Source organism: Roseomonas sp. CCTCC AB2023176, assembly GCF_042259275.1.
GTDB lineage: Bacteria > Pseudomonadota > Alphaproteobacteria > Acetobacterales > Acetobacteraceae > Roseomonas.
Map to the genome: position 1 here is coordinate 209093 of NZ_CP170086.1, position 19734 is coordinate 228826.

Annotated in this window: 15 protein-coding genes and 2 pseudogenes; 8 read left to right on the forward strand and 9 right to left on the reverse strand. The window is 69.4% G+C overall.

What is annotated here, in order from left to right; genetic code table 11:
• The first annotated feature begins 26 nt into the window (after nucleotides 1–26).
• The 4 genes from ACE7GA_RS01025 to ACE7GA_RS01040 all read left to right on the forward strand — a co-directional run bounded on the left by ACE7GA_RS01025 (nucleotide 27) and on the right by ACE7GA_RS01040 (nucleotide 5321).
• Entirely contained in the window at nucleotides 27–1100 is a 1074-nt protein-coding gene (locus ACE7GA_RS01025; protein WP_376094390.1) for an efflux RND transporter periplasmic adaptor subunit, read from the forward strand.
• A complete protein-coding gene (locus ACE7GA_RS01030) occupies nucleotides 1097–4234 on the forward strand; it encodes an efflux RND transporter permease subunit (RefSeq protein ID WP_376094393.1) in 3138 nt (1045 codons plus the stop codon). The genes ACE7GA_RS01025 and ACE7GA_RS01030 overlap by 4 nt, the downstream gene beginning before the upstream one ends.
• 19 nt (nucleotides 4235–4253) lie before the next feature.
• A complete protein-coding gene (locus ACE7GA_RS01035) occupies nucleotides 4254–4718 on the forward strand; it encodes a hypothetical protein (RefSeq protein WP_376094396.1) in 465 nt (154 codons plus the stop codon).
• Between the two features lie 189 nt (nucleotides 4719–4907).
• Nucleotides 4908–5321 carry a GNAT family N-acetyltransferase gene (locus ACE7GA_RS01040; RefSeq protein ID WP_376094398.1) on the forward strand — a complete coding sequence of 138 codons (414 nt, stop codon included), beginning with the start codon at nucleotides 4908–4910 and terminating at the stop codon, nucleotides 5319–5321.
• 82 nt (nucleotides 5322–5403) lie between these two features.
• Here the strand turns inward: ACE7GA_RS01040 and ACE7GA_RS01045 are convergent, their stop codons facing one another.
• The 8 genes and pseudogenes from ACE7GA_RS01045 to ACE7GA_RS01080 form a co-directional block, all read right to left on the reverse strand.
• Nucleotides 5404–6360, reverse strand: coding sequence for a Bug family tripartite tricarboxylate transporter substrate binding protein (locus ACE7GA_RS01045; RefSeq protein ID WP_376094401.1), 957 nt, complete (start codon nucleotides 6358–6360; stop codon nucleotides 5404–5406).
• Between the two features lie 29 nt (nucleotides 6361–6389).
• A complete protein-coding gene (locus tag ACE7GA_RS01050) occupies nucleotides 6390–7346 on the reverse strand; it encodes a tripartite tricarboxylate transporter substrate binding protein (protein WP_376094404.1) in 957 nt (318 codons plus the stop codon).
• Between the two features lie 14 nt (nucleotides 7347–7360).
• The gene (locus ACE7GA_RS01055; RefSeq protein WP_376094406.1) at nucleotides 7361–8338 is read right to left on the reverse strand and encodes a VOC family protein; all 978 of its coding nucleotides are present in this window, start codon (nucleotides 8336–8338) and stop codon (nucleotides 7361–7363) included.
• 2 nt (nucleotides 8339–8340) lie between these two features.
• Nucleotides 8341–9189 carry a fumarylacetoacetate hydrolase family protein gene (locus tag ACE7GA_RS01060; protein WP_376094409.1) on the reverse strand — a complete coding sequence of 283 codons (849 nt, stop codon included), beginning with the start codon at nucleotides 9187–9189 and terminating at the stop codon, nucleotides 8341–8343.
• 13 nt (nucleotides 9190–9202) lie between these two features.
• Entirely contained in the window at nucleotides 9203–10681 is a 1479-nt protein-coding gene (locus tag ACE7GA_RS01065; protein ID WP_376094412.1) for a bifunctional 3-(3-hydroxy-phenyl)propionate/3-hydroxycinnamic acid hydroxylase, read from the reverse strand.
• A complete protein-coding gene (locus ACE7GA_RS01070) occupies nucleotides 10678–11301 on the reverse strand; it encodes a nuclear transport factor 2 family protein (RefSeq protein ID WP_376094415.1) in 624 nt (207 codons plus the stop codon). Before ACE7GA_RS01070 ends, ACE7GA_RS01065 begins: the two co-directional genes overlap by 4 nt.
• Nucleotides 11298–12265: pseudogene (locus tag ACE7GA_RS01075) on the reverse strand (Bug family tripartite tricarboxylate transporter substrate binding protein). The gene ACE7GA_RS01070 and the pseudogene ACE7GA_RS01075 overlap by 4 nt, the downstream one beginning before the upstream one ends.
• 107 nt (nucleotides 12266–12372) lie before the next feature.
• Nucleotides 12373–13146: a helix-turn-helix domain-containing protein gene (locus tag ACE7GA_RS01080; RefSeq protein WP_376094418.1), complete on the reverse strand. Its 774-nt coding sequence runs from the start codon at nucleotides 13144–13146 to the stop codon at nucleotides 12373–12375.
• Between the two features lie 273 nt (nucleotides 13147–13419).
• Between ACE7GA_RS01080 and ACE7GA_RS01085 the strand changes: the two genes are divergently transcribed.
• The 4 genes from ACE7GA_RS01085 to ACE7GA_RS01100 all read left to right on the forward strand — a co-directional run bounded on the left by ACE7GA_RS01085 (nucleotide 13420) and on the right by ACE7GA_RS01100 (nucleotide 17047).
• Nucleotides 13420–14621, forward strand: a protein-coding gene (locus ACE7GA_RS01085) for an IS3 family transposase (protein ID WP_376094521.1) whose coding sequence is annotated in 2 segments (ribosomal slippage) — nucleotides 13420–13696 and nucleotides 13696–14621 — 1203 coding nt in all. Because the reading frame shifts where the segments join, the coding sequence is not laid out codon by codon here.
• Nucleotides 14622–14890: 269 nt separating this feature from the next.
• Nucleotides 14891–15532 (forward strand): hypothetical protein, encoded by a 642-nt coding sequence (locus tag ACE7GA_RS01090; RefSeq protein ID WP_376094421.1) that lies wholly within the window; start codon nucleotides 14891–14893, stop codon nucleotides 15530–15532.
• Nucleotides 15507–16133, forward strand: a complete 627-nt coding sequence (locus ACE7GA_RS01095; RefSeq protein ID WP_376094424.1) for a hypothetical protein — start codon at nucleotides 15507–15509, stop codon at nucleotides 16131–16133. Before ACE7GA_RS01090 ends, ACE7GA_RS01095 begins: the two co-directional genes overlap by 26 nt.
• An 11-nt stretch (nucleotides 16134–16144) precedes the next feature.
• Nucleotides 16145–17047: a hypothetical protein gene (locus tag ACE7GA_RS01100; protein ID WP_376094427.1), complete on the forward strand. Its 903-nt coding sequence runs from the start codon at nucleotides 16145–16147 to the stop codon at nucleotides 17045–17047.
• A 1486-nt stretch (nucleotides 17048–18533) separates the two neighbouring features.
• Here the strand turns inward: ACE7GA_RS01100 and ACE7GA_RS01105 are convergent.
• Nucleotides 18534–19711 (reverse strand): annotated as a pseudogene (locus tag ACE7GA_RS01105) (IS3 family transposase).
• Nucleotides 19712–19734: the final 23 nt, after the last annotated feature.

Below are 19734 nucleotides of genomic sequence, written 5' to 3' on the forward strand. Positions count from 1 at the left end.
CCCCGTCCAGAACTGGAAGAACCCCGATGAAGCGCGCGATACCCGCCGCAACCCTCTTGCTCGCATTCGGCCTGACCGGCTGCGGGGAGACGGCCCCGCCGCCGGCACACATCCGGCCCGTCCGCGCCGTGACGGTCGAGCAGCGCGCCGAGGGAGAGACGGTCTCCCTCACGGGCCATGTCCGCGCGCGTGAACAGGCGAGCCTGTCCTTCCGGATCAACGGACGGATGGTCGTGCGCCCGGTCTATCCCGGCGACACCGTCACGGCGGGGCAGGTCGTCGGACGGCTGGATGCCGCGGACCAGGAGAACTCGCTCCGCTCCGCCCAGGCGCAGCTCGCCTCGGCCGAGGCCCTGCTCACCCAGACGCGGCAGGCCTTCTGGCGGCAGTCCGAACTGCTGCGGCAGGGCTGGACGCCGCGGGCGCGCTACGACGACGCGCAGCAGGCCTTCCAGTCCGCCGAGGCGCAGGTCGCCTCCGCCGGGGCGCAGCTGCGGCTGGCGCAGGACCAGCTCGCCTACACCGTCCTACGCGCCGACGCCGCGGGGACGGTCACCGCCGTCGGCGCCGAGGCGGGCGAGGTGGTCCGCGCGGGCGGCATGGTTGTCCAACTCGCGCGCGAGGCCGGGCGGGACGCGGTGTTCGACGTGCCAGAGGCCCTCGTCCGCACCGCACCACGGGATCCCGCCGTGGAGATCGTGCTGAGTGACGACCCAGCCATCCGGGCCACCGGCCGGGTCAGGGAGGTGTCGCCCCAGGCCGACGCCACGACCCGCACCTACCAGGTCAAGGTGACGATCCTCGACCCGCCCGAGGCCATGCGCCTCGGCTCAACCGTCAGCGGCCGCATCCGGCTCGCCGCGCCGCTTGGCCTGCAGGTCCCCGCGACCGCGCTGACGGTGGCCGGCGGGCGTCCCGCCGTCTGGGTCCTCGATCTGCGGAGCGAGACGGTCTCGCTGCGGACGGTCGAGGTCGCCCGGCACGATCCCGCCGCCGCGGTGGTCGCGGCCGGGCTCGAGCCCGGCGAGGTCGTCGTCACGGCCGGTGCCCAGGTGCTGCGCCCCGGCCAGCGCGTGCGCCGGCTGGGAGACGCGACATGACCCGCTTCAACCTCTCGGACTGGGCGATCCGGAACCGCTCCCTCGTCGCCTACCTCATGATGATGCTCGTCGTCGCGGGCCTCTTCGCCTACCGCACGCTCGGTCGGAGCGAGGACCCGGACTTCACGATCAAGACGATGGTCGTCCAGGCCTCCTGGCCAGGCGCGACGCTGGAGGACACCCTCCAGCAGGTCACGGACCGGCTGGAACGGAAGCTTCAGGAAACACCGAACCTCGACTACGTCCGCAGCTACACCAGCGCCGGACAGGTCACGATCTTCGTCGCGCTACGCGATGCGACGCCGGCCGCCCAGGTGCCGGACATCTGGTACCAGGTCCGCAAGAAGATCGGCGACATCCGGCAGACGCTGCCCTCGGGCGTACAGGGGCCGCTCTTCAACGACGAGTTCGGCGACACCTTCGGCATCGTCTACGGCTTCACCGCCGACGGCTTCACCCGGCGCGAACTGCGCGACGCCGTGGACGAGGTGCGCAAGCGCCTGCTCGAACTGCCGGACATCAGCAAGATCGACGTCCTCGGCGCGCAGGACGAGCGCGTCTTCATCGAGTTCTCGACGGAACGGTTAGCCGGTCTGGGGCTCGACCGCTCCGCACTGATCGCAGCCCTTCAGGCTCAGAACGCGGTGGCCCCCGCCGGCACGGTCCAGACCGGCGATGAGCGCATCCTCGTCCGCGTCTCGGGGGCCTTCCGGACCGAGGCCGACCTGCTCGCGGTCAACTTCGTCGCGGGCGGCCGCCTGATCCGCCTTGGTGACATCGCGCGGGTCACGCGCGGGCCGATCGACCCGCCGCAACCGATCTTCCGGGTCAACGGCCAGGACGCGATCGGGCTGGCCATCGCGATGCGGACCGGCGGCGACGTCCTCGCCCTCGGGCGGGAGGTCGAGCACGCGATGCAGGACATCGTCGCCGGCCTCCCGGTCGGGATCGAGGCACATCTCGTCGCCGACCAGCCCGTCACCGTCGAGCACGCGGTGGATGAGTTCACGGAGGCGCTCTGGGAGGCGATCGCCATCGTGCTCGGCGTCAGCCTCGTCAGCCTCGGCCTGCGAGCAGGGACCGTCGTAGCGTTGGCCATCCCTCTCGTGCTCGCGATCACCTTCGCGGCCCTTGCCCTCTTCGGCATCGACCTCCAGCGCATCTCGCTCGGCGCCCTCATCATCGCGCTTGGCCTGCTCGTGGACGACGCCATGATCACGGTCGAGAGCATGGTCACGCGCCTGGAGCACGGCGACAGCAAGGAACAGGCCGCGACCTTCGCCTACACCTCCACCGCCTTCCCGATGCTCACGGGGACGCTGGTCACCGTGGCGGGCTTCGTCCCGATCGGCTTCGCCCGCAGCGCGGCGGGCGAATACACCTTCTCGATCTTTGCCGTCGTCGCGATCGCGCTGCTCGCCTCCTGGGTCGTCGCGGTGATCTTCGCCCCCCTGTTGGGCGTCTGGATCCTCGGCAAGCCGAAGGTCGCGCATTCCGAGGAGCCGGGCTGGCTCATGCGCGCCTTCCGGCGGGTCCTCGAGGCGGCGATGCGGGCGCGCTGGATCACAATCGGTCTCACCGTCCTGATCTTCGGAGCGTCGCTCTACGGGACGCGCTTTGTCCCACAGCAGTTCTTCCCGGCCTCGGACCGGCCCGAGCTCCTCGTGGACCTCCAACTGCCCGAGGGGTCGTCCATCTACGCGACGCGTGACCTCTCCGCTCGCATCGACCGGCTCCTCTCCAATGACCGGGATGTCGACCACTGGAGCACCTACGTCGGCGGGGGAGCGGTGCGCTTCTACCTACCCCTCAACGTTCAGTTGCCACGCGACTCCTTCTCCCAGCTCGTGGTCGTCACGAAGGGATTGGAGGAACGTGATCGCGTGCGGGCCCGCCTGGAGCGGGCGATCGAGGACGACTTTCCAAACATCACCGGCCGCGTCTACCCGCTGGAGCTCGGCCCGCCCGTGGGGTGGCCCCTCCAGTACCGCGTGAGCGGCCCGAACCCGGAGGAGGTGAGGGGGATCGCCTGGCGCGTCGCGAACATCCTCGGCGCGGACGGGGCGGTCCGGAACGTGAACTTCAACTGGATGGAGCCGGCCCGCACGGTGCGGATCCGCGTGGACCAGGACCAGGTGCGACTCCTCGGCCTCAGCTCCGAGGACCTGGCCACGGCGCTGAACACGGTGGTGACGGGGGCGCCCGTGACGCAGGTCCGCAGCGGCCTCTACCTCGTCGACGTCCTCGTCCGCGCCTCGGCGGAGCAGCGGGTCTCCCTCGACACCATCCGGACCCTCCAGGTCTCCCTGCCGAATGGACGGACGGTGCCGCTCGGCCAGGTCGCGACCGTGGAGTACGGGCAGGAATTCCCCCTGGTCTGGCGCCGCAACCGCCGGCCCACCCTGACCGTACAGGCCGATGTGGCCGGCGGGGCCCTCCCGGCGACCGTGGTCCAGTCCCTCGCGCCCCAGATGACCGAGCTGTCGGCGGGCCTGCCCGCAGGCTACCGCATCGAGGTCGGTGGCACGGTGGAGGAGAGCGCGAAGGCACAGGGCTCGGTCATGGCGATGCTGCCCCTCATGCTCCTCATCATCTTCACGGTGCTGATGGTGCAGCTGCGGCGGTTCAACGGCCTCCTCCTCGTCCTCAGCGTCGCCCCGCTCGGGATCATAGGCGTTGTCGCCGCCCTGCTCCTCGCGAACAAACCACTCGGCTTCGTGGCCATGCTCGGCGTGCTCGCCCTGACCGGCATGATCGCCCGGAACTCCGTCATCCTCGTGGATCAGATCGAGACCGAGAAGGCCCACGGGCGCCATCCCTGGGACGCGGTGGTCGAGGCGACGACCCACCGCTTCCGCCCGATCATCCTGACCGCGGCGGCCGCGATCCTCGGCATGATCCCGATCGCGCCGACGATCTTCTGGGGTCCGATGGCTTACGCCATCATGGGCGGCCTGGCGGTCGCGACCCTGCTAACCCTCGTCTTCCTGCCCGGTCTCTACGTCGCCTGGTTTCGGATCAGACCCGCGACGGCGGACGTCAGCCCCGGGGAACCGATCACCGAAACGCCAGTCCTCCGTGCCCCTTCGAGCGCAGGTGCTGCCCTCGCGGCATCCCCGGCAGGGTCGGCGTGACGAGGTGGAGAGCGCGGTCATGACCTCCTCCACCCTCTCCTGGCTCCCGGCGCTCGTCGGTGCGCTCATAGGCGGCGGCGCCTCGCTCGCCGTGGCGGCCTACACGCAGCGCAACCAGGAGCGCCTGCAGCGGATCGCCCACGAGATTGCCAAGCGGGAGACCGTGTATGCCGACTTCCTCATGCGGGCGTCCCGGCTGCTGCTCGCGGCCTACGTGCGGGACGAAGGCGAACTGAGGCTCGGCGCGACGGAGCAGAAGATCGTCGGCCTCATCAACCACATGCGGCTTTTCGCCTCACCCGCCGTGGTGGAGGAGGCCGAACGCGTCCTCCAGGCGATCATCGCGGTCTCGCTCCGCCCAGCCATGGCCGTGCGGGAACTGGCGCAGACGGCGCTCTCGCACCGCCCCGACCCCGACCCGTTCCTCCACTTCTGCCGCGTCTGCCGCGACGACCTCGAGGGCGTCCGGCGGACAATGGTGTGAGACGATGAGGGGAAGGACCAGGAACGGGACGCCTCTCGGGGTCAGCCGTCCTCGTGTTGCGAACGCCGGAATGGCCGCTTCGAGCGCCGTGCCGCAGCGTACGGATCGTCGTGCCCAGGCCGCCGCGGGCTCCCGAGAGGACGAACCGGATCGGCGCGGGCGGGGGTCAATGCTCGGGCCTGCCGCAGCATGACCCAACTGACCGTCACCATCCGCGGTCATCTCCTGCCGGACGATACGACGCAGGCGGCAGAGCTTTTGTTCCGGTTGGGATGGTCCGCGAAGGTTGATCCGGAGGCGACGGAACGACGGCTCCGCGGCGCTACCTGGTTCGCGCTCGCTGTGGTGGACCGCCGCGTCGTCGGATTTGTCCGCGCTCTGTCCGACGGGATCGCCGTTACCTACATCGCGGAACTCGGCGTCGCCCCCGAGGTCCGCCGGCGTGGGATCGGAAGTTTGCTCCTCTCGGCGGCGGTGGCGGAGTTTCGCGAGACGGTCGTCCACGCCGACGCGAGCCTCCGCACGCTGCCAGTCGTGGCTAGGGCCGGCATCGTTCCACGGAGCCTAGACATCGTCGAGTGCGCCTCGCGCCAGAGGCAGTGATCGACGCTTGGCCCGGCGAAGGACCCATAACCCCCGGATCCAGGCACGGGCGGACACGACCTGCGAACGCGGGCCATTCAGTTCACCGGGCCAGCCCGATCTCCTTCAGGAACGTCGCGGCGTTCTCGTACTCCGCCGTCAGGCGCGCGCCGAAGGCAGCGGCGTCGAGCGCTGGCGCGACCTGGCCGGTATTCTCCGCCATCTGGCGGTAGGGCGCGCTGCGCGTGGCGTCCAGGCAGGCGGCTTCCAGGCGGCGGATGACGGCCGACGGCGTGCCGCGCGGTGCCATGACGCCGCCGAAGCCGCGCCAGTTCACGGGGAAGCCCTGCTCCTTCAAGGTCGGCACCTCGGCCATCCCGGGCTGCCGCTCATCCGCGACCGCGGCGAGGACCCGCAGGTCCGTCCCGCGCACTGTCGCGCCGGTGGTCATGGAGAAGGACAAGACGCCCGTCTGCGTGTCCACCACCTGCTGCGGCGAGCTGCGGTAGGGCACGTGGGTCATCCGCACGCCGGCCCGTCGCGCGAGTTCCATCGCCACGAGGTGGCCGACCGTGCCGACGCCAGCGTCGCCCCAGCTCACCGTATCCGGCCGCGCCCGCGCGGCCTCCAGGACGTCCCTCACCGACCGGAACGGCGAGTTCGCGGCGGTGACCATGACGAAGATGTTCTCGAATGACTGGCAGACCGGCTCGAGGGCGCCCCAGCCGTAGGGCAGGCCTTCGACGAGGAAGGGCCGCGTCGTCAGCATCCCCGACGGGCCGAAGAACAGCGTCGCTCCATCCGGTCGGGCCGAAGCGACGGCGGCCGCGCCGACCGAACCCGCGCCGCCGTCGCGGTTGACGACCACGACCGTGTAGGCCGGCCCGAGGGCGGCCCGCATTTGCTCCGCGAACGGCCGCGCCATGATGTCCACGACGCTTCCGGCCGGGAACGGCACGACGAGGGTGATAGTGCGCGGAACCTCCTGCGCCGTGGCGGGGCGCGTGGCGCCGAGCCCCGCGACAGCGAGCCCCGCGACGAGTCGGCGTCGTTGCAGCATGGTCTTTCTTCTCCCTTGGTTTCGCGCCACTACGGCTCGATCCGGATGCCGCGGAGCAGTTCGACCTTCTCGGCCACGTCGCGCGCCAGCCGCGCCGCGAAGGCATCCGCGCCCGTGTGGTACGCGGCAGGCTGCAGGGCGCGGCGGGCGGCGGCGCGATAGACCTCCTCCCCCGCAACCGCGGCGCAGGCGGCTTCCAGCACGGCAATCCGCTCGGGCGGCGTCGCGGCCGGGGCCATCAGTCCGCCGAAGCTCGTCGGCGCCACGTCGAAGCCCCCTTCCATTGCGGTCGGCACGTCGGGGAAGGCTGGGTTGCGCGCCGTGTCGAAGACCGCGAGCAGCCGCAGGTCCGTCCGCCCGGAGGCCGAACCGAGCACGATGGCCGCGATGTCGAGCCGCCCGGCCAGGACGTCGGTCATCACGGCGGCATCGCCCCGGTAGGGAACGTGGGTCAGCTCGATGCCTGCGACGCGCGACCATTGCAGGATCGCAAGGTGCGGGATGGAGGCGACGCCGAGCGAACCGTAGGTGATCCGCCCCGGCGCCGCCCGTGCGGCCGCCACGAGGTCGGCGAGCGAGCGGAAGGGCGAGTCCTGCCGCACCGCGAGCGCCTGCGCGTTCGCGAACATTTGGCAGACCGGCCGCAACGCCTCGGGGTGCAGGCCCGAATTCGGCTGGGTCACCGGCAACACCGAGAGCACGAGCGCCGGGACGAAGGCGAGGGTGTAGCCGTCCGGCGCCGCACGGGCGACGGCCGCAGTGCCGACAGCACCCGCCGCGCCGTCCCGGTTCACGACCACGACCGGCTGGCCCAGGCGTGCCGCGAGGCCCGTCGCCATGGCGCGGGCCATCAGGTCCGTGGCACCGCCGGCCGGGTAGGGGTTGATCACCTGGATAGGCCGGGACGGATACGCCTCCTGCGCCTGCGCCGCGGCCGGCATGGCGAGCGAGGCTGCCAGAGCCGCCAGACCCCTGCGTTCGAACATCCTGGCCTCTCTCCCTACTCGGCCCGGACCACTGCATCGGCCCAGGCGCAGCCAATCGAGCCGGGGTTCGGGTCCGGAGCACGCACGCCGCGTGCGGCCGCATCCATCGCCAGTGCCCGCATCTCCGCCCGCGCCTCGTCCGGCAGGTGGAACCGCTCGTGGCCCCAGAGCGTCGGGCCGTCATGCGTCTCGTGTGGCACCCAGGTCGCGGGATCGACGGTGCGGGCGCCCCAGCCGTATTCGACGAAGAACCCGGACGGCGTGTTCGCGTAGAACGACGTCATGTGGTCGTTCGTGTGCCGCCCCAGGCCGTAGGCTAGGCGCCCCTCCTCGCTCCGTGCGAAGTCGTGGCCCTGGCCCACGTCGTCGAGCATGCCGAGCTCCACCATGAAGTGGTGCAGCCCCGAACGCCCCGACCCCACCATCGCGAAGGAATGGTGCCGCGGGTTCACGTGGAAGAAGTAGAGCGGGTAGGGAACGCGAGACCAATCCGTGACGCCGAAGCTCAGCAGGTCCCGGTAGAACGGCAGCAGCGCATCGGCGTCGGCCACGTGGAGAACGGCGTGGCCCATCCCGAGCGGCCCCGTCCGAAATCCGGAGATCGCGCGCCCCGGCACGAAGGGCGTATCGGCAAGCGCCGCGCCGTGGAACGCCTCAAGCGACGTGCCCTGCGGGTCCTGGAAGGCGATGAGCTCGGCGACGCCGCGTTCGGCGCAGAGCGCGCGCGATCCCCGCGTCACCCGCGTCCCCGCCGCTTCCAGCCGCGCGGCCAGGGCGTCGAGCGCCGCGGCGTCCGCGACCTCCCACCCGACCGTCGCCGGGCCGGTGTCGCGCGAGACAATCAGGCGCTGGGCTCGGTCGTCCATGCGGAAGGCCCGCATCCTGCCACCGCGGTCCACCGCCTGCAGCCCCAGCAGGCGCGTCGCGAAGCCGTGCCAGTCGTCAAGACGGTCGGAGCCGATCACCATGTAGCCGAGCGCGCGGATCTCCATCGCTACGCCTCCGCCGCCACGGGATTGCGCAGGATGCCGATCCCCGAGATCTCGACCTCCGCCACGTCGCCGGGCTTCATGAAGAGCGGTGGGTTGCGCTTCATTCCGACGCCGCCCGGCGTGCCGGAGACGATGACGTCGCCCGGCGCCAGCGGCAGGATCGTCGAGATGTAGGCAATCATTGCGGGGACGTCGGTGATCATCAGGTCGGTGGTCGTGTGCTGCACGACCTGCCCGTTGAGGCGCGTCTCCAGGGTGAGCTTCGACGGGTCGGGGATCTCGTCGGCCGTCACCATCCACGGGCCGAAGCCCCCCGTCCCCGCGAAGGTCTTGCCGGCGAGGAATTGCGTGGTGTGGCGCTGCCAGTCACGCACCGAGGCCTCGTTGTAGCAGGCGTAGCCTGCGACGTGCCGCAGCGCGTCGGCGCGGGCGAGGTGCCGCCCCCCCGTGCCGATGATGACCGCCAGCTCGCCCTCGTAGTCGAACTGCTCGGACACGCGGGGACGGATCAGCGGCTGGCCATGCCCGACTTGGCTGGCCGTGAAGCGCGCGAAGAGGGCGGGGTTCGCCGTCTCTTCCCGCCCGGTCTCCGCGACATGGTCGCGGTAGTTCAGGCCGATGCAGATGATCTTGTCGGGATCGGGGATCACCGGGGCGAAGCGCAGGCCATCGAGCGGCCGGTCGGGCGCTGAGGCGGCCGCGGCGCGCACCTCCTCCAGCATCCCGGCTTCCAGCAGGCGGCGCAATGTCGGGGCGCGCGATCCCAGCCGTGCCGCGAGGTCCACGACGCCGTCGCCCGAGACGACGCCGTAGCGCGGCTGACCATCCACTTCGAAGGATACAAGCCTCATGCGACAATTCCCTTCATTCCCAGGACGCTTCGGCCAGCGCCCGCATCTCCGCTGCGTCGCGCGCGGCGCCCATCACGTGCCGGTCCGGACGCAGCAGCACTGCCGCTGCGCCGAACCCGTCCAGCATCGCCGCGACCGGCGCACCGTCATCGGCGACGAGCACGGCCCCGCGCGCCGACAGGCGGTCGAGCACGTCGCAAGGCACGGCTTCCGCGAAGTCCGGCCGCGTGACGAGTGCGAAGCGGTAGCCGACGCGATCGTCTAGCCGCGTCCCATCCCGCAGCGCCGGCTGCGCCGAGAGCCGACCTGCGTGCTCCGCCCAGCCCGCCGAGGGCCCGGGGCCCAGCGCAGGCTTCACCGGGACCAGCCTGTCTGCCATGCCGCCCCGGAGGGTATCTGCAGAGACCACGGCCTCCATCGCCGTCGTGTTGATCAGGCCACCGAGCCGCACGGCTTCCTCGACGTAGCCGCGGACGTGCGGCGCGCGCTCCGCGCCATAGGAGTCGAGGAGGCGGTCCGACGCTTCTCCCCGCAGCACGCGCGCGAGCTTCCAGGCGAGGTTGCCCGCGTCCCGGATGCCCGCGCACATGCCCTGGCCCAAGAAGGGTGGCGTCTGGTGCGCCGCGTCGCCGGCGATCAGGAGCCGCCCGTCACGCCACTTGCGCGCGACGGTGGAATGGAAGGTGTAGGTTGCCGAGCGCTCCAACACCGCGTCGTCCGGCGTGATCCACCGGGACAGCAGGGGCCAAGCGCCTTCTAGGTGGGACAGGGCGGCGAAGTCGTCGCCCTCCTTCAGCGAGATCTCCCAGCGCCGCCGGTCGCCCGTGCCGCGGACATAGGTAGCGGGGCGTGCCGGGTCGCAGTGCTGCTTCGTGTGGTCTCCGAGGTCGGGCCTGGGCCGCTTCAAGACCGCGTCCACGACGAGCCAGCGCTCGTGGAAGCCGAGGTCCTCCATCGGCCCCCCCATCCAGCGGCGGACGAGGGAACGTGCCCCATCGCAGCCCACAACGTAGCGAGCGGAAAGCCGCTCGATCGCGCCGTTCGACAGATCCTCGACGCGCAGGCCGACGGCATCGGGACCGGGTTCCAGCGCGAAGAGGTCGGCGCGGGTCCGCACGGTGACGCAGGGAAAGCGCGACAGACCGCCGCGCAGCACGTGCTCCAGGTCCGGCTGGTGGAAGCGGTAGGAGATGTTCCATGCCTGCGGTCCCACCGTCATCGGTCGCGACCAGTCCAGCAGCAGGCGCCCCTGACCGTTCACGAAATGCGTCCCGGGCGAGACATGGGTGATCGGCAGGATCGCCTCCGCCAGTCCCATGGCCTGGAAGATCCGCATCACCTCGTCGTCGAAATGGACGGCGCGGGGCAGGTGGTAGGCCGCCGCCTCCCGCTCCAGCACGTGCGTCCGCACGCCCGCTGCGCCCAGCAGGTTGGCGAGCGCGGCGCCGACCGGGCCGAGGCCGATGATCGCGACGTCGAAGGTGTCGGTCATGCTGCCAGCCATGCAGCCGCCTCCCGCCGCAGGGTCGCCTCTGCCTTGCTCCCGGGCGTCGGCAGGTCGTCCGGCACCGTCCGGCCCGCGAGGCGCAGCCGCCAGGCGAGGAAGCGGTATCCCGGCGGCAGACCCGTCAGCGCATCGGGCGCGACCGGCAAAGCCGTGCCAGAGATGGCCGGCGCCATCATATCGTGGTCGTAGATCGCGGTGCGGTCGAGGATACGCCACGCCCCGTCGCCCCGGCGCTCGATCCGGTCGAGGAAGCGCATGTTCGTCTGCCCGACGACCTCCACGCCCTGCACGGCACCGCGCATGAAGAGCAGCACGTCGGTCTCCGCGACGGCGCGGGGGCCGCGGAACGTCACGCGGCTTCCGCACATTGCATGCTTCGAGAAGGTCTTGCCCCGGTTTGCACGGCAGGCCGCGACGAAGCCGGCGAAGGGGCCGGGCCCGTACCAGCTTACGGCGATGCTCCCCTCGGGGTGGAAGGTGTCGGCCAGCGCTTCCCATTCCCCGGCGTCGCGGCGAAAGCCCCAGGCCTCGATGAGGCGCCGGACGGCGGTGAGGTCGGCGTCCTCCGCAGCATCGCGGGGCATGCCGGCGTGTGGCTCGCTCATTCAGGCTGCATCCCGATCTCGCGGACAAGGCGCCCGAGCCGTTTGCGTTCCTCAGCGACGTAAGCGGCGAGGGCAACAGGGCCCGCAGTGTCCACGACCGCGCCGAAATCGTTCAGCAGCCGCGCGTGCAGCCCCAGCTCAGCGAGCACGGTGGCCGCGTCGGCGGCGATACGCGCGACCGTCGGGGCGGGCGTGGCGGCGGGCGCCATGAGGGCGAACCAGCCGCCGAAGATCAGGCCGGGGTGCGTCTCGGCGAGCGCCGGCACGTCGGGCAGCGGGGGAAGCGCGTCGCGGAGGTCACGGCGATCGGGACCACCGTCCCGGCGCGGGCGGGTGGCGTCAGCAGCGGCGTCCCGTCCACGATGAGGTCCGTCCGGCCCGCCAGGACGTCCGCCAGCGCCGCGGGGCTGGCGCCATAGGGCACGTTGACGAGGCTCACGCCCGCCGCACGGGCGAAGGCTTCGCCGGCCAAGCGCGGCAGGCTCGTCGCGCCGCTCGTGCCGAAGGTCAGGCCACGCGGTGCGCTGCGCGCGGCCGCGGCAAGGCGCGCGGGGTCCGTGGCCCCGAGGCCCGTCCGGGCGGCGAGGACGAAGGGCGTGTGCATCAGCATCGTCACCGGCGCGAAGTCGCGGGCGGGATCAAAGGGCATGGTCCGCAGCAGGTGCTGGTTCAGCACGAGGGTGCTGGCCTGGGCGAGGAGCAGCACGTGCCCGTCAGGCTCCGCCGTCGCCACGGCCGCCGCGCCGAGGTTGCCGCCCGCGCCCGGCCGGTTCTCAACGACGACGGGCTGTCCCCAGAGGGCGGCGAAGCGCTCGGCCATCACCCGCATCGCTGTGTCCGGCGCGCTGCCCGCCGCTGCGCCAAGTACCACGCGGACCGGGCGTGAAGGAAAGCCACCCTGCGCCAGGGCCGGGCCCGCGGCGGTTACCGCGAGCGCGAGGACGGATCGTCGCGTCGCCTTCATCGTTCCCTCCCGCGGTCTGCTCGCCGCGGGCGGGAGTGGCGCACCGCTCTGCCCCGACCGCCAGCGCCGCGTTCAATCTGTCCACCTGGTGAACCGGCTGGGGCAGCCTACCCCTCGCCCGCCGCCAGCCGCGCCTCGATCTCCGCCGCCGTTTCCCGCAACGGCCCGAGACAGCGGCGCACGCCCTCGGCCTCCGACACCACGCGGGCCATCCAGATGACGTTGATGCTCCCCAGCACACGCCCGCCATGGCGGATTGGCACGCCGATGGAGCCGGTATGTGGCCAGATTGGCCCGCCCTGGCGGACCGCGTAGCCGCGCCGCCGCACCACACCGAGGAGCCGCGCGATGCCCTCCGGATTCCGCGCCGGCGCGTCGGCCGGGTCGTCCGATGCCGCCAGCAACCGCAGCAGCGCCGCCCTCTCCTCCACCGGCGCGAAGGCAAGGTAGGCCTGTCCAACCGTCGTCGCGAGCATCGGCAGGCGCCGCCCCACCATGCCGCGATCAATGGAAAGCGGCGCGATCCGATGCGTCGTGTCGCGGATCACCATGCGGATGCCATCGGGCGTGGAGACGTCGCAGGGCCAGAAGATCTGCCCCGTCAGCCGGACGAGGGCGGGCGTTGCGACGGCCGCGATCCACTGCTCGTCCTCGAAGCCCTCCGACAGCGCTCGGACGGCCAGCCGCAGCCGGAACCGGTCGTCCGACGTGCCCCTGGCGACGTAGCCGTCCTCTAGCAGCGTCTGCATCACCCGGTAGGTCGTGGCCCGCGACAGCCCCGTCTCCCGAGCGAGCGTGACGACGGTGGCGGAGCCGTGGCGGTTGAGGGCGGCGAGCACTGCGAGGCCGCGCGACAGGGCCCGGATCGGCTTCGGCTGCATGGCCGCCGCAAGGTCGCACCGGGCGCCCCCGGGGAGAAGCCATCGCGACCTGCCTCGCGCCATCTGAGGCACGGGCGAGGGCAAGGGTTGTAGTGGCGAGCCGGGCGGTACGCTCCGCCGATGGCATGCCGGGCCTAAGAGTCCTGTGTGGACGGCCCCTTGGACGCAAGGGCGATTTGACGTTCGGCGACGCGGTCGGGTGCGGTCATGTGTCCGGCCTGGAGTTGACCCGGTTTTGTGGACACCGACACGCTTTCGACGGAGGTGTTCCACATGGGCAAGACCAAGCCCCCGTACGCGCCGGAGTTCCGGCGGCAGATCATCGAGTTGGTCTGCGCCGGGCGTGACCCGGCGAGCCTGGCACGCGAGTTCGAGCCCTCGGCGCAGGCGATCCGGAACTGGGTGGCCCAAGCCGACCGGCAGGAGGGCCGCCGGGAGGCGAAGCCCGCCTCAGCGACGAACGGCGAGGCGCTGACCGCGGCCGAGCGCGATGAACTGGCTCGCCTGCGGCGCGAGGTGCGACAGCTGCGGGTGGAGCGCGACATCCTCTCTCGAGCAGCGGCCTGGTTCGCACGCGAGACCGGGGCGATTCCGTCCGGGTCTTCCGGTTCATGAGCGCGAACCAGGCCTCCTTCCGGGTCGCGACGACGGCACGCGTCCTCCGCGTCTCCCGTGCTGGCTACTACGCCTGGGCGAACCGCCCGCCCTCGGCCCATGCGGAGGGGGACGCGGCGCTGCTGGAGCGGATCCGGACCGCCCACGCCGCCTCGCGCGAGACGTACGGGGCACCCCGGATCCATGCCGAGCTGCGTGCCCGAGGCGAGCGCCACGGTCGCAAGCGCATCGCGCGCCTGATGCGCGAGGCCGGTCTCGTCGGCGTCAGCCGCAGGAGGGGTGGCCCCGTCACGACGCACCGCGACCGGGAGGCGCGACCAGCGCCCGATCTCGTCGATCGCGACTTCTCCGCCCCTGGCCCGAACCAGCTGTGGGTCACAGACATCACGTTCATTCCGACGGCAGCGGGCTTCCTCTACCTTGCCGTCGTGCTCGATGCCTGGAGCCGCAAGGTCGTCGGCTGGTCGATGACAAACCATCTCCGGACCGAGCTGGTGCTGGACGCCCTGGAGATGGCCTTGGGACAGCGGCGGCCCGGCGACGTCGTCCTACACTCGGACCAGGGCTCGCAGTTCACGTCGCTCGCCTTCGGCAACCGCTGCCGCGAGGCAGGGGTGCGGCCGTCCATGGGCTCCGTCGGCGACGCCTACGACAACGCCATGTGTGAAAGCTTCTTCGCCAGCCTCGAGTGCGAGCTCCTCGACCGCCGCCGGTTCGCCTCGCAGGCCGAAGCCCGCATGGCCGTGTTCTCGTTCATCGAGGGCTTCTACAACCCCGTCCGCCTCCACTCCGCCCTCGGTTACCGCTCACCCGCCACCTACGAAAAGGAGCACGCCATCACCGCCCCAGCCGTCCCCTGATCACCAAACCCCGCAACCGTCCACGGAAGCGGGTCAACTCCAACTCCAGTCCTGACCCTGAAAGGAGTCACTCCACGGCTCTGGACGAGCTTGATGGCTTAAGCGCGGCTTTGCTGAAAACTGCGTCGGTTGGTTCGGCCTTCTAGGACTGCCCTGACGAACACGGGACCCGAGGAGGATCCGCCGGACCGGTGCACAATTCGATTTCCCCTAACGCAGAACCAACGTACCATTTCGCATCTGCCTGAGAAGACGCATGGTGACCCTCGATGACGCCGACCCAGAGCGCAACCGGGGCCCCCGGCATTCCATGGACCGCGTTGGCGAGCTTCCTGCCCCATCTCGTCTGGGCAGGCATCGTTGTATGGCTGCTGGTCTGGATCGGTCGAGAGCCGATCGTCTCTCTGTTTGGTCGCATACAGAAGCTCGGCTTTGCGGGCGTCGCGATCGAGTTTAAAGAAGCCCTCGAGAAAGCAGCCGCCAGTCGTGGCGCCGAGGTGTCGAGCGTTGACCTAGGACGTGCCTCGCGGCGCCTCGCGCGCGACGTCAAGCTCATACAGGGAGCGCGCCTCCTCTGGATCGATGATAACCCCCATAACAACCGTGAAGAGATTGCCCTTTTCGAAGCCGCAGGAGCACGCGTTGAAACCCAGACCACGACCGAAGGGGCGAGAGAGAACCTAAACCGCCGTATGCCCGATGTGATCCTCTCCGACATCGCACGCGGCGAGGATCAGAAAGCAGGACTGCGGTTCGCGGACGAAGTCGCTGCCGACGGCAAGGCTCCGCCGATCATCTTTTACGTGGGCGCAGCTGCAAAGCCTCTCCCTATCTCTGCATTCGGGCTTACCGACCGTCCGGACGAACTGGTCCACCTCGTCCTCGATGCGCTGGCTCGCCATAGGGAGTGATCCGATGTACGTGCAGTATTTCGTCAAGGGTATCGGTGGCGCTGACTTCAAAATGGACGACGCCTTTGCCACGGTTCTGCACGGGCTCGGCATTATATCGAACTGGTGGCGCGCAACGAAAACCATCACGCCTGCGGACGTGCAAACGCAGCTGACAGATACCGGCCTGGACCGCCATATTCATGACTACCAAGCATTCGGCCCGCAAACCCCCTTCATCTCCCTCGCCTGCGGCTGTGTCGAGCGCGACGTAGTACTCGCGCACAATCGAGTCCACTCGGCGGTCGATACCGCACTGGAGTTCGCGACGGATGCTGGTATTCGGCCCGGAGCGCTCTATTATGGCTGGGTGGTCGTCGGTCAGTCCCCCGCCGTCGGTATCGCCTCGATTTCCGAAGCTGTCCGCGAGCTGAACGTCTACCGTCGCTGGTCCCCGTTTCAACCGGAGGGGGAAGTCACGGCGAAAGTTCACGTTCCAGCAAACCAGATATCGCGTGTTGAGTGGTGGGATCCGAGAGATTTACATGCTCCGCAAGATGTGCACTCCAATACCAGGTTCGTTGACCCAGGGCCGCTGTTTAACGTACGTGATCTTTTCTGATGGTCGCTACGATGGACCGCTTTGGTATTCCGACAGATCGATTAGAGAATCGGTATAAGTTTCTAAGCGCTAGGGCCGATATCCACCGTGAGCGGGGCTCGATGCCGGGCGGATCGGACACGGAGCTCGCCTGCTGTGCAACACTGCTGGTCAACGCCGGTGCCATCGCCTTGCTTCTCGACCGCGTGCCCGATGCCCGGGCAAGGTTTGCGGATGCGGGGTGGATTTGGCTCAAGCTGGGCCTCTACTACGGCGCGTTCCTGCTTCGCTTAGCCGGACGAGACATGCGTTCTGACCGAGCCGGGCTGACCGAAGATTTCAGTTGGATCCTCGGCTCCATTGATGATGCGCCAGAGACGCAGGACGGCTCCGATGTCGAGAGACGGCGTTACGAACGCTCGTCAGCTGAATCGCCCCGGCAACTTCTCAGCCTCGTACAGGCCGGGTACGTCGACGCAGATGAACTTTTCGGCTCTGCACGACTCGACCAGAAGCTTCGTACTTACCGATCCGTCGCGGTCGGACCCGCAGGCATACCTCTCGGGGCATATGTCGAACTGCACGAGGCCATCCGACTGGGGGCGCTGACGGCGCTCCCGGGCGAGGGCTCGCGGTCGCGGTCGCGACCGATTGAAAGCTTGAGAAGGCTGATTGGTCGACGCGCCGAACTCCTCGACGCGGCGCGCGACGACTCCTTCCATTGGAGGATGGCGCTTAATCCCGTTGAGCTGATAGATTTCGACTTTGTGGCGCTCGGATTGACTGCCCTGGAACATGATCGGGATGGCTTCGCACGGCTCATGGTGGCCGTGGAAAGTATAGTCGCTGACGTATCGAGAGAATTAGTCCTTTTGCCGTTCGAGGTAGCCTATTCGTTGCGATCTGATGGAATGGAGCGCCGATTCACCGAGTAACTCTCACGCGTGCAACACCGGCAGCGAGATTTCGGCAGGATACCACAAGGGTGCGGAATTCGCTCGGAATTTCTGCCCGAGTTAGTGCAACTTGGAAGCGGGAGTGTTTGGCCCCTCAAGACGTTTTGGCTGACTTCGCGCGCAGAGCCGCTAAATCGGCAACGAGGGCTACACCACCAGCCCGTGGCAGATGCGGTGATTTCGGCATTGACCGGGTAGCTCCGCAAATCGTGCAGGAGGCTTCCGCCTCTTCGTTAGCGTTTCGGAGCTCTTCTAGGGTGATACCAGCCGCATTCGCCTCGGAAAGCCTCATCTCATATAGAGTCCGGATAGTCTCTCTATGCTCCTCGGAAGCTGCGTGTACTTCCGAGTGGAGCAGAGCTCCCAGTTCCGAGATGGCCCGTCCGCGATTCATGATGGGCAAGGCTATCAGAGAGGGGCTATCGGGGGAAGCAGATATTATTCTTCGCTCACGAATGTACGGCCGCTTCGCCGAACACGCATCGCGAAGCGGAGGAGGCAGGAGGGTGAGATCGACGTGCTTATGGCGAAGAGCGGGGCTGCAACAGCGTTCAAGCTCGCCATCTGCGCGCGGCACGGCGAGGGATAGCCCTGCAGAGTTGAGGCCGCGCGGGCGCGCCGCTTACCTGAGCAGCGGGACAAGGTTCTTCGACCGGTACTCGATCTCCTCGCCGACCGTGTCGGCATCATTCGCGAGCGGGCAGATCCTCCGCCAACCCATCCTATGTCCGCTTCTCGCAGGCATCCGCTGGAAAGCTGCCGTTCGGCTCCCGGCCAGACCCAGCCGTCTCTACCCTAGCGAAGGCGGTGACGATCGGGCTATCCAGCGCATCCGCCGGCTCTCGGGGTGCGTCTCCTCCGACGGCCCAGAGAAAGTTGGAATCCAGTTCCTATCGCTGCTCCAATCCGGCTCAGGCCGAATGGCCTCCGCTCCCGCGTCGCATTGGCAAAGCCGCCGGTCTTCGCAGCGTTTTCGCGCGCACCTTGAGGCGTCTAAGGCGGAACGAGCGGGCATTTCTCGCTCCGTCGGCTCTGCCTTCTCCGAAGCTTGAGGGTGGGGCGATGCTACCCTCGAAGTACAGGGCGTCGTAAGTTTCCGCCTCTCGCTCACCATTCTCGCTCGGAGCTGGGATCCCATTCGGCCGGCGGTCACCTCCTCGGCCCAACTCGTCGTCACACCCCCGAGCCATCGTCCAATGCCGCCGGCTCCATCACCCTCCCGACCGACCGTCCTTTCAGAAACACAGGAGCACCCATGGCCAACCTCCCTCCTCTTCCGCCCGCTGGTCGTGCCCCCCAGGGTGGGCAGAAGGCTACCGGCGGCAAGGCGAACCCCAAGGACGCGCGCGCCGGCAGCGGCGGCAAGGGCGGCGGCAAGCAGGGCGGCGTGAGCAAGGCCACGCAGAGTGGCCGCAGCCAGGGAGATCGCTGAAAGGGGGATCCCCCCGCTCTCGTGGGCAGGGATTTAGGTTGCCGTGCATTGCTCGGCCTGTTCCGGCGTGAGGTAGCCGAGGGCCGAGTGCATTGGGGCGCGATCGTAAGTGGGCCTCGATGTACGAGAACAGGTCACTCCTTGCCTCGTCACGGGTGGCCCATCGTCGACGGTGGAACGAGTTGGATCTTCAGGCTTTGGAAGAAGCTGTCCGTCGGCGCATTGTCGTAGCAGCAGACCTTGTGCCTCATGGATGGCACCGCGCCGATCGCGGTGGGCTGCGCGACGTAGGACTCGGCTGCGTATTGGCTGCCGCGGTCCGAGTGTTGGCGGAGACCCGGCGCCGGACGCTGGCGCTGTACCGCCAAGATGAGGGCCGGGAGGGTGAGCGCGACCCGCATGTGATCGCGCATCGCCCAGCCGACCACCTTCCGCGTCGCGAGGTCGAGCACCGCGGCGAGATTGAGCCAGCCCTCGCCGGGCGGAACGTAGGTCAGATCAGCGAGCCACACGCGGTTGGAAGCGGGTGCCTCGAAGCGCTGTGACAGGAGGTTCGGCGCGACCGCCAGGTGATTGCGGCTGTCGGCGGTGCAGGGCTGGAAGCGCCGTCCGGCCAGCACGCGGACACGGTGGCGCCGCACCAGACGCTCGATGCGGCCTCGGCTCCAACGAGGGCCTCCGGCGCGGAGCGCGGCATGCATTCGCGGGCTGCCATAGCGACCTCCGTGCCGGACCTGGACGCGCCGGGTCTCGCACAGGAGCACGCCGTTCTCGGTTGCCCGTGGGCTTTCAGGACGCGATCGCCGAGCGTAGTAGCCGCTGGGCGAGATCTCGAGCCGGCACCTCCGCGACTATGCCGGTGGCCCCATTAGAACGTCGCGCTCCATCCTCGTTCGATCGAGCTCGCGCCGCAGCTTGGCGTTCTCCGACGCAGGTCGGCCGGAGATCGAGCTGCCGACCCTGTGGCCGCGACCGGCGGCGTCGGCTGTTCCGCACGCGGCCGCGGCGGATTGCCGTTTTGGGCGCCCCGCCAGTGCCGCAGCGTCGAGTGGCTGGACGCCCAGCTCCGCCGCGACCCGCGTCAGTGGCCGCCCACCGCCTTGCAGCAGGGCCAGGGCCTCCTGCTTGAACTCGGGCGTGAACTCCCGCCTCGTCTTTGCCGCCGAAAGATCGCCTTCCTTGCCCCTGGGGAGCGTATCAGAGGCGTCCATCGAGACGGGGGGAAGATCAAAGA

Excerpts from the sequence above, each read along its gene's own strand:
- ACE7GA_RS01040 (WP_376094398.1), top strand. The coding sequence starts at position 4,908 with ATGACCCAACTGACCGTCACCATCCGCGGTCATCTCCTGCCGGACGAT.
- ACE7GA_RS01095 (WP_376094424.1), top strand. The coding sequence starts at position 15,507 with ATGCGCTGGCTCGCCATAGGGAGTGATCCGATGTACGTGCAGTATTTC.
- ACE7GA_RS01090 (WP_376094421.1), top strand. The coding sequence starts at position 14,891 with ATGACGCCGACCCAGAGCGCAACCGGGGCCCCCGGCATTCCATGGACC.
- ACE7GA_RS01030 (WP_376094393.1), top strand. The coding sequence starts at position 1,097 with ATGACCCGCTTCAACCTCTCGGACTGGGCGATCCGGAACCGCTCCCTC.
- ACE7GA_RS01055 (WP_376094406.1), bottom strand. The coding sequence starts at position 8,338 with ATGGAGATCCGCGCGCTCGGCTACATGGTGATCGGCTCCGACCGTCTT.
- ACE7GA_RS01065 (WP_376094412.1), bottom strand. The coding sequence starts at position 10,681 with ATGACCGACACCTTCGACGTCGCGATCATCGGCCTCGGCCCGGTCGGC.
- ACE7GA_RS01035 (WP_376094396.1), top strand. The coding sequence starts at position 4,254 with ATGACCTCCTCCACCCTCTCCTGGCTCCCGGCGCTCGTCGGTGCGCTC.
- ACE7GA_RS01025 (WP_376094390.1), top strand. The coding sequence starts at position 27 with ATGAAGCGCGCGATACCCGCCGCAACCCTCTTGCTCGCATTCGGCCTG.
- ACE7GA_RS01050 (WP_376094404.1), bottom strand. The coding sequence starts at position 7,346 with ATGTTCGAACGCAGGGGTCTGGCGGCTCTGGCAGCCTCGCTCGCCATG.
- ACE7GA_RS01100 (WP_376094427.1), top strand. The coding sequence starts at position 16,145 with ATGGACCGCTTTGGTATTCCGACAGATCGATTAGAGAATCGGTATAAG.
- ACE7GA_RS01045 (WP_376094401.1), bottom strand. The coding sequence starts at position 6,360 with ATGCTGCAACGACGCCGACTCGTCGCGGGGCTCGCTGTCGCGGGGCTC.
- ACE7GA_RS01070 (WP_376094415.1), bottom strand. The coding sequence starts at position 11,301 with ATGAGCGAGCCACACGCCGGCATGCCCCGCGATGCTGCGGAGGACGCC.
- ACE7GA_RS01060 (WP_376094409.1), bottom strand. The coding sequence starts at position 9,189 with ATGAGGCTTGTATCCTTCGAAGTGGATGGTCAGCCGCGCTACGGCGTC.
- ACE7GA_RS01080 (WP_376094418.1), bottom strand. The coding sequence starts at position 13,146 with ATGCAGCCGAAGCCGATCCGGGCCCTGTCGCGCGGCCTCGCAGTGCTC.